The following is an 8,945-nucleotide window of genomic DNA, read 5'->3' as shown; positions in this document are numbered from 1 at the left end:
CTTTTATTTTTTTCGCAACAGGATTTTGAAGAAAGAAGCCGAATATAACCTATTGGATTTTAAAAAATAGGGGGAATTATATGTACAACCCAATTAAAAAGTTTGCATCACTTATTGTTTTGTTAAGTTTTGTTATCGCTTTCATATTAGGGCCAACCAATAGCCAAGCAGCGGTAAATGGACAGTCGTTTAACTCGAATTACAAGACCTATTTAATGGCACCACTAAAGAAAGTAACGGAGTTTACTACGTGGGAAGCTTTTGAAAATGACCTTCGGAAGGCAAAGCAAAATGGGTTTTACGCTGTGACAGTAGATTTTTGGTGGGGAGATATGGAGAAAAACGGTGACCAGCAGTTCGACTTTTCTTATGCACAGCGATTCGCACAGGCAGCTCGAAATGCGGGAATAAAAATGGTGCCGATTATCTCGACGCATCAATGTGGTGGAAATGTAGGAGATGACTGTAACACGCCTCTTCCTTCATGGATTTGGAATACTAAAACAGATGATAGCCTATATTTTAAATCAGAAACAGGTACAGTAAACAAAGAAACAGTAAACCCATTAGCGACAGACGTAATCACAAAACAGTACGGGGAGCTATACACAGCATTTGCGCAAGCGTTAGCACCGTATAAAGACATTATTCCAAAGGTTTATTTATCAGGGGGACCAGCTGGTGAGCTTCGCTATCCTTCATATACAGCTGCTGATGGGACAGGCTACCCTTCTAGAGGGAAATTTCAAGCATACACAGACTTTGCAAAATCTAAATTCCAAATGTGGGCCGTTAACAAGTATGGCTCGTTAGCGGGTGTAAACCAAGCATGGGGACTAAGTTTAACATCAACATCACAAATTTTACCACCTTCAGATGGGAATCAGTTTTTAAAGGATGGATATAACACAAACTATGGAAAAGACTTTCTAGAATGGTATCAAGGAGTTCTGCAAGACCATGCAAAGCGTATTGGAGCATTAGCTCATCAAGCCTTTGATCCGGTGTTTAATGTGCCTGTAGGAGCTAAAATAGCAGGGATACACTGGCAATATAATAATCCAACAATGCCTCATGCTGCTGAAAAGCCAGCGGGTTATAATAACTACAGTACGTTATTAGACTCATTTAAAACAGCCAAGCTAGATTTGACGTTTACGTGCTTAGAAATGGTTGATAGCGGGACATATCCTGAGTATTCAATGCCAAAAACGTTAGTAAAAGAAGTTGCAAGCCTAGCAAACGCAAAAGGGATTGTATTAAATGGTGAAAATGCTTTAAGTATCGGAAGTGAAGAGCAGTATAAACGCGCAGCTGAAATGACATTTAACTATAACTTTGCGGGCTTTACGCTTTTAAGATTCTATGATGTTATTAATAACTCAACGCGTATGAGCCAGTTTAATCAGCACTTAAATATAAAACCGGTTGCACAGACAATGGTTGTTAAAAATGCACCTACATCGTCTGGAGAGAGTGTTTACATCGTCGGAGATCGTCCTGAACTTGGACAGTGGGACACAATCGCTTATCCAATTAAACTCTCTTACAACTCAACGTACGGAGATTGGAGAGGAACCGTTAATTTCCCAGCCAATCGAAGCGTTCAGTTCAAAGCGATTATCAAGCGCTCGGATGGCTCATTAAAATCATGGCAACCAACCCAGCAGTATTGGAATGTTCCAGGAACGCCTACAACGTATACGAATAATTGGTAAGAAGAAAGCACCCATGCCAGCATGGGTGCTTATTTTTATTTCCAGTTCTCCTCAATAAACTCATCGCGGCCAGATTTAGCACGATCTTCTTTGTAGTGCTTAGGGTTTTTCTTATGAAAATCCTGATGATAATCTTCCGCTGCATAGAATTCAGAGGCAGGAAGAACCGCTGTTACGATAGGATTTTTAAAGCGGCCGCTATCGGCAACGGCTTGTTTTGATTCCTCTGCTTCCGTACGCTGTTGTTCATTATGGTAAAAAATTGCTGTTCTGTATTGAGGGCCACGATCTTGGAACTGACCGTCTGGATCAGTTGGATCGATTTGTGGCCAATAAAGGTCTAATAAGCGCTTGTAAGGGAATACTTCCGGGTCAAACGTGATTTGTACAGCCTCATAATGACCTGAAGTACCTGATTTTACCTGCTCATAAGTTGGGTTTTCTACGGTACCACCTGTGTATCCTGATACAATACCATGAATGCCTTCTAGTTCATCGAAGGGTGTAACCATACACCAAAAGCATCCACCTGCAAACGTTGCTTTTTCCATATAAATCCCTCATTCTCTTTATAATTATGTTCTGTATTATAACAAAACAGAGCGGATAGAGCGAATAATTGATTTACCTAGTAGATTGGTTGAGAAGAAGGAATTATGTAGCAAAACAAAGCTAGCTATGAATAGTTGAGAATGCAGAAGAGGAAAGAAGAAAAAAGTGATAAAATAAAAAGGATATATGTCTAGCTTACATATAGCCACGAGTAGTTAGTTATGTATGCTCAAAAGCGTATTGAATACGTTTTTGCAAGTCATATAAGAAGAATAAACTGAGAAATTTACTAGTTATCCACAGAAAAGATGGATAAGTACGAATAAATATACAATAGGAGAGTAAAAAATGATACAAGATAACCTCATCCTAGAGCATTATGGATTAAATGAGCTGAACTTTGAAACAATTAAAAGTTATCGAGATAAGTTTGCTGCAGTAAAGCCAGATCATCCTTGGAACGTCCTTGAAACCAAAGAGTTTCTTTATAAGATAGGAGCATGGGGAAAAGCGAGAGACACTCATAAAGAAGGTGTAACGCTTGCGGGCTTGCTTATGTTTAGTGAAGAGAGAATGATTACAGAAATTTTACCACAATACTTTTTAGAGTATCGAGAAAGCGATGCACAAGGTGGATGGAATGAACGATTCACATCCCAGGACGGTACATGGTCTGGAAATTTATATGACTTTTACTTTTATGTTACAGAGCAAGTCTATAAACATCAGCCAAATGGTGAGATCGCTTCCTCATTAGTTGAGGTAGTTACGAACATGTTGCTACATGCAGACTATAATGGAGAAGGTGGATTAACATTCGAATACAATCAGCAGAGCTGCGTATTTTCTAATCCAGGATTATTTCGAATTCCTGTGGATAAGGTGTTCATAACAAAGATGAGTAATTTAAGAAATCCACATTTATTTAAGCTATTTCGACTACTAAATTTATGTGAACGTTCTGGAAGCGGCTTAACCGCTCTCCACGATAAATGGAAATCATACGGCTACGAGCTTCCAACTATTGATCAAGATGTCTATCTAAAGAGGACAACTCTCAGTCTACCTATGTCTTTTCCAGAAGGACAGAAAGAGTCTGAAAATCAAACGACTTCGACTTTATCGTTTAATAACAATACGGGAAATAAAACAGGAGATGTCGAATCGACCGAAGAATTTGTTGAAAAAAGTAGCTCCTATAATAAAATTGAAAACTCCTTTAATAAAGATGATTCGCATTTAATAGAGGAGTTCAAGGGTAAAAATATAGGAGTTAGTCCTGTTGATATAGGAGATAACCCCTATAATAAAGAAGAGTGGTCCTATAATAAAAATAATTACTCCTATAATAAAAAAGATGTTTTAATTTCAGATTTAGAAGATGAAAATAGCGTTCTATGGAATCTAGCTGAAATAGCAAGGCGCAAAAAGCGATTAAGTCCAGCAAAAATGGAAGAAGTTATTGTTTCGCTATGCGCACAGCAGCCTCTTAGGCTAAAAGATTTAGCTCATTTACTAGATCGTACGCCTGATGGAGTAAGAAACAATTACTTATCTAAAATGTTGCGCAAAGGTAAGCTTCAGCTTAAATATCCTGAACAGCCTAACCATCCAAAGCAAGCTTACTTAATCGAAGGTTATAGAAGGGAGGAATAAGTGTGAAGTGAAAAGTTGTTGGTTTATTTGTAGGGATGCTCGCTTTATTGAGTTCAACAAGTTGTGCTGCTAGTAGTGGTGAAGAAGTAGATGATACGTTTTTTTCAACATGGTTGTGGGATACGACTCGTATTGAACAGAATCCAGCCCAGTTGGTAAAAGATATTCAAAAAAAGAAGGTAAACCGTGTATATTTGCAAATTAACCATGAGGTACCTATCTTGGCATATCAACGTTTTATAAAATCTGCAAATAGTATCGGAATAACTGTCTATGCTTTAGATGGCAGTCGTACATGGGCAACGTCAGGTCAATCAGATTATGCAGCCTTTTGGGACTGGATTGGATACTACCAAGAAGAAGTAGCAGTTGATGAGCGCTTTAAAGGCGTTCATCTAGATGTTGAGCCGTATTTATTGCCGAATTGGGAAAAGAATCAGCTGCAAATCGTTAGTGCGTATGAAGAAATGATACGAGACGCCGCTAATCGGGCTAAAGCGCTTCAGGTGCTAGTAGGAGCTGACATTCCATTTTGGTTTGATGAAATAGATTCAACCACTGAATCAGATAGCCTTGCTTACTCCGTCATTAAGATGGTTGATGAAGTAACAATAATGGCTTATCGCAATAAAGCGAAGGGGGAAAATGGATTTATTGAGCTTACAAAGAATGAACGTAGGTGGGGATCGGTGCTTTCGACTCCTATTGAAATTGGATTGGAAACCGTGCCTTCAACGGAAGGGAAGTTTATTTCGTTTGCTTCTAAAGGTGAGGCAGCTATGATGCAAGAAATTCAAGAAATGATTGTTATAGTAGATGATAAATCCACCCGTTTCAGCATTCATCATTTTGATAGTTGGGTGAACATGAAAAAATAAGCCGGCTAGCTGTTAAAGCTAACCGGCTTGTCCAATTAGGGGAGAATATGATTCTAGTATGGTCGGGTGTAAACAAATTTATACACAGCTTATTTATAAAAATAAAAAAAGCAACCATCCGAAAATGGTTACTAATACAAAGGGGGGGGAACTTACTAATAGCATTCCCGCTTTTTTCCTTTATATGCACATAGTGATGAAAAAATTAAAATAATTTTGTTGTCCACGTTTCGCAGTTCCATACGTCCGTTACAACGTCTTCATAAAACTCAGGTTCGTGACAAATAAGCAAAATGCTTCCTTTGTATTCTTTTAAAGCACGCTTTAATTCTTCCTTGGCATCTACGTCTAAGTGGTTGGTAGGCTCATCGAGAACAAGGATGTTGGTTTCATTGTTAATGAGCTTACATAGGCGAACCTTTGCTTTTTCTCCACCGCTTAATACTTCAACTTTACTTTCAATATGCTTCGTTGTTAAACCGCATTTCGCAAGCGCAGCGCGAATTTCGTACTGCGTAAAGTGAGGGAATTCATTCCAGACTTCTTCAATACATGTGTTATAATTGGTTTTTTTGATTTCTTGTTCAAAGTAGCCGATGTGCTGATAGTCTCCTTTTTCAACAGAACCAGATAGCGGTTTGATTTCACCTAAAATACTTTTTAATAGCGTTGTTTTACCAATTCCGTTCGCACCGGATAATGCGATTTTCTGACCACGCTCCATGCGGAGATTCAGTGGTTTTGATAACGGCTCGTCATACCCAATGACTAAATCTGTTGTTTCGAAAATCAGCTTGCTGGATGTACGTGCAGGTTTGAAGTTGAATTCTGGTTTCGGACGCTCTTGAGCAAGCTCAATAACCTCCATTTTATCAAGCTTCTTTTGTCGAGACATTGCCATGTTTCGTGTCGACACACGAGCTTTGTTTCGAGCCACAAAATCCTTTAAATCAGCCATTTCTTGCTGTTGCTTTTTGTAAGCTGCTTCTAGCTGCTGTTTTTTCATTTCATAGATTTTCATAAAATCATCGTAGTCGCCTACATAGCGATTCAACTCTTGATTTTCCATATGATAAATAAGGTTAATAACGCTATTTAAAAATGGAATATCATGCGAGATTAAAATAAATGCATTTTCGTATTCCTGTAGGTAACGTTTCAACCATTCAATATGCTGCTCATCTAAATAGTTAGTGGGCTCATCAAGTAAAAGAATCTCTGGTTTTTCTAACAAGAGTTTCGCAAGAAGGACTTTTGTACGCTGCCCACCGCTTAAGTCTTGCACATCACGCTCTAATCCGATATCTTCTAGCCCTAGCCCTCTAGCGATTTCTTCAACCTTAGCATCAATGACATAGAAATCATTATTCGTTAATAAATCCTGGATTGTACCCACTTCTTCCAGAAGCTTTTCTAGTTCTTCAGGAGAGACGTCAGCCATTTTTTCATATAGTCCGTTCATCTGCGCTTCTAAGTCAAATAAGTATTGAAACGCACCTTTTAAAACGTCGCGGATTGTTAATCCCTTTTCAAGAGAAGTGTGCTGGTCAAGGTAACCGACACGAACTTTTCTAGACCACTCAACTTTTCCGGCATCCGGCTCGAGCTTTCCTGTAATAATGTTCATAAACGTTGATTTACCTTCTCCGTTTGCTCCGATTAAACCTACGTGTTCACCTTTTAACAGGCGAAATGAAACATCATTAAAAATTGCGCGATCACCAAAGCCATGACTTAAATTTTTAACCGTTAGTACGCTCATGTTTACACACCTTTTCTATTTAAAATCAATCGATGATTGTTTATCTATCAGTAATCCACCCCCGATTATAGCGAAATTAGAGAGATAAATCCATGCTAATATTATGTCATTCCGTAACAGGTGATGTTTAGGCGGTTGTTGCAGAAAAAAAGAATGAATAAATGCTTCAGACTCGATTGTTTCTATTTCATGCTTCATAATAAGAAACAAGGATATAGGTTGAAGCAAGGGGGAGCAGACAGTGGAGATTCAAAACATTTTGGTCACAAGCCGCATGTATAAAGAATTAGAGGGTATCATTGAAAGAGAAGATAAGCGAGGCAAGACTTTTCGCTACGTTGATGAAAAAAATATAAACGATGAGGACTTGAAGTGGGCAGATGCTTATATGAGCTTTTATCCTGTTGAAAACTTTGCCTTTCATCAAATGAAGTGGGTTCATTCTTTAGGAGCAGGTGTAGATCGCTACGTCAAATTAGATAGTTGGAAAGACGATGTTATTTTGACAAGAACCGTTTGCTCATTTGGAGCGAGAATGAGCGAGTATTGTTTAAGCTATATGCTGAGTGAGCTTCAGTACCATGTTGCTTTTCAAAAAGCACAGCGTGAAAAGAAATGGGAGCCATTGGAACCTGTTTTGTTATCAAGTCAAAAAGTTGTTATTTATGGAACTGGTGAAATTGGACAGTCTATTGCAGAAATGTTAAAAAGGTTTGGTGTCCAAGTAACAGGAGTTTCTCGAAGTGGCAAAAGCAACCAACATTTTCATCAGGTTGTAGCAACAGGTGATGAAGCATCGCATGTAAAACAAGCAGATTGGATCATTAATACACTGCCGCTAACGCCTGAAACGAATCGTATGTTTAATGCGGAGTGGATGAATATTTTACAAGGTGCATACTTTATTAATGTAGGAAGAGGCGCAACGGTTGATACGGTATCACTTATAGAAGCTATCAATACGAGAAGAATTAAAAAGGCATTTTTAGATGTGTTTGAAGTGGAACCGCTACCTCAATCTGATATGCTATGGGAGCATGAGAACATCGTAATTACGCCTCATATTTCGGCTGTTACGACGCCTGAAGAAGCGGTTGCTTGTTTTTTTGATACGCTAGATCGAATTGAAGCGGACAAACCGTTAGAAAATAAAGTAGATCTTAATCGAGGATACTGACGTATAAAATAAACATTGTAAAAAGCTTTTGATTCAAGGTAATGGTATACTGAAGAATGCTTGCGGTTAAAAGCAAGAAGTTGTTCTTCTAGGAGTGAACAAAATTGAACAAACAAGACTTGATGATAAAAGCGAGTGAATTTATTCACCTTTGTTATATAGAGCTTGATAGAGCCGAAGAAACTGCTGAGCGTTTAGTGCAGGTTCAAAAAGAAATTGAAGAAACAGGAACGTACACTCACACGTTTGATGAGCTTGAACATGGTGCTCGAATGGCTTGGAGAAACAGCAACAAATGTATCGGTCGCTTATTTTGGCAGTCTCTTCACGTGTTTGATGAGCGTGAAGCATCAACTGTTGAAGAAGTACGCGATGCTCTTTATAAGCATATTGAGTATGCGACTAACGATGGGAAAATTCGCTCAACGATTACGGTTTTTAAACCAAAAGCAGGTGAGAAAGAGCCGGTACGAATCTGGAATCATCAGCTGCTGAGGTACGCAGGCTATGAAATGGAATATGGACAGCTTGGTGATGCCGCATCCAATGAATTTACGAAAGTGTGCCAAGAGTTAGGTTGGGAAGGAGCCGGTACGCACTTTGATTTGCTTCCTTTAGTTATTCAAGTGAATGGGGAGAAGCCGCAGTGGTTCTCGATTCCTAAGGAACTTGTCAAGGAAGTCACTATTACTCACCCAGAGATAGCAGGATTTGCTGATCTACAGCTTAAATGGTATGGAGTGCCGATGATTTCTGATATGAATCTGGAAATTGGTGGGATTGAATATATAGCTGCACCGTTTAACGGCTGGTATATGGGCACAGAAATTGGCGCGCGTAATTTAGCGGATACAGATCGTTATAATATGCTTCCTAAAGTTGCCTCTATTATGGGGTTAGATACTCGCTATAACGCAACGCTATGGAAGGATAAAGCGCTTGTTGAACTAAATGTGGCCGTCCTGTCTTCTTTTAAAGAGCAAGGTGTCAGTATCGTTGATCATCATACAGCTGCCCAGCAGTTTCGCTTATTTGAAGAGCGTGAAGAGAAAAATGGACGAGAAGTAACGGGGAACTGGACGTGGCTCACCCCACCAGTTTCACCAGCGACGACGCATATTTTTCACAAGCCTTATAAAAACAAGGTGCTGTCACCGAATTATTTTTATCAGAAGAAACCATATTAAAAAGAGACTGAGACA

General features: G+C 39.0%; 7 protein-coding genes. 5 read left to right on the top strand and 2 right to left on the bottom strand.

Features of this window, described 5'->3' with window-relative positions; genetic code table 11:
* Positions 1–80 precede the first annotated feature (80 nt).
* Entirely contained in the window at positions 81–1,718 is a 1,638-nt protein-coding gene (locus BFL01S_RS17285) for a family 14 glycosylhydrolase (RefSeq protein ID WP_061786453.1), read from the top strand.
* Positions 1,719–1,753: 35 nt separating this feature from the next.
* Here the strand turns inward: BFL01S_RS17285 and msrA are convergent, their stop codons facing one another.
* On the bottom strand, positions 1,754–2,269 hold the full coding sequence (gene msrA / locus BFL01S_RS17280; RefSeq protein ID WP_025907539.1) for a peptide-methionine (S)-S-oxide reductase MsrA: 516 nt from the start codon (positions 2,267–2,269) through the stop codon (positions 1,754–1,756).
* 349 nt (positions 2,270–2,618) lie between these two features.
* Between msrA and BFL01S_RS17275 the strand changes: the two genes are divergently transcribed.
* Together BFL01S_RS17275 and BFL01S_RS17270 are read left to right on the top strand one after the other, a co-directional pair.
* Positions 2,619–3,926, top strand: a complete 1,308-nt coding sequence (locus BFL01S_RS17275; protein ID WP_061786452.1) for a DUF8451 domain-containing protein — start codon at positions 2,619–2,621, stop codon at positions 3,924–3,926.
* 47 nt (positions 3,927–3,973) lie between these two features.
* A complete protein-coding gene (locus BFL01S_RS17270; protein ID WP_061786451.1) occupies positions 3,974–4,804 on the top strand; it encodes a hypothetical protein in 831 nt (276 codons plus the stop codon).
* Positions 4,805–5,009: 205 nt separating this feature from the next.
* Here BFL01S_RS17270 and BFL01S_RS17265 read toward each other — a convergent pair whose 3' ends face one another.
* Positions 5,010–6,566 carry an ABC-F family ATP-binding cassette domain-containing protein gene (locus BFL01S_RS17265; RefSeq protein WP_025907535.1) on the bottom strand — a complete coding sequence of 519 codons (1,557 nt, stop codon included), beginning with the start codon at positions 6,564–6,566 and terminating at the stop codon, positions 5,010–5,012.
* Between the two features lie 241 nt (positions 6,567–6,807).
* Between BFL01S_RS17265 and BFL01S_RS17260 the strand changes: the two genes are divergently transcribed.
* Together BFL01S_RS17260 and BFL01S_RS17255 are read left to right on the top strand one after the other, a co-directional pair.
* Positions 6,808–7,743: a D-2-hydroxyacid dehydrogenase gene (locus tag BFL01S_RS17260; protein WP_061786450.1), complete on the top strand. Its 936-nt coding sequence runs from the start codon at positions 6,808–6,810 to the stop codon at positions 7,741–7,743.
* 122 nt (positions 7,744–7,865) lie between these two features.
* Positions 7,866–8,930, top strand: a complete 1,065-nt coding sequence (locus BFL01S_RS17255) for a nitric oxide synthase oxygenase (RefSeq protein ID WP_061786454.1) — start codon at positions 7,866–7,868, stop codon at positions 8,928–8,930.
* Positions 8,931–8,945: the final 15 nt, after the last annotated feature.

The sequence above is a fragment of the Priestia flexa NBRC 15715 genome, assembly GCF_001591565.1.
GTDB classification, from domain to species: domain Bacteria; phylum Bacillota; class Bacilli; order Bacillales; family Bacillaceae_H; genus Priestia; species Priestia flexa.
Note: the sequence above shows the minus strand (reverse complement) of the source record. Positions and strands in the feature narration are given on the sequence as shown.

Coding starts and splice junctions, on each gene's coding strand:
- BFL01S_RS17285 (WP_061786453.1), top strand. CDS start 81: ATGTACAACCCAATTAAAAAGTTTGCATCACTTATTGTTTTGTTAAGT.
- msrA (WP_025907539.1), bottom strand. CDS start 2,269: ATGGAAAAAGCAACGTTTGCAGGTGGATGCTTTTGGTGTATGGTTACA.
- BFL01S_RS17275 (WP_061786452.1), top strand. CDS start 2,619: ATGATACAAGATAACCTCATCCTAGAGCATTATGGATTAAATGAGCTG.
- BFL01S_RS17265 (WP_025907535.1), bottom strand. CDS start 6,566: ATGAGCGTACTAACGGTTAAAAATTTAAGTCATGGCTTTGGTGATCGC.
- BFL01S_RS17255 (WP_061786454.1), top strand. CDS start 7,866: ATGATAAAAGCGAGTGAATTTATTCACCTTTGTTATATAGAGCTTGAT.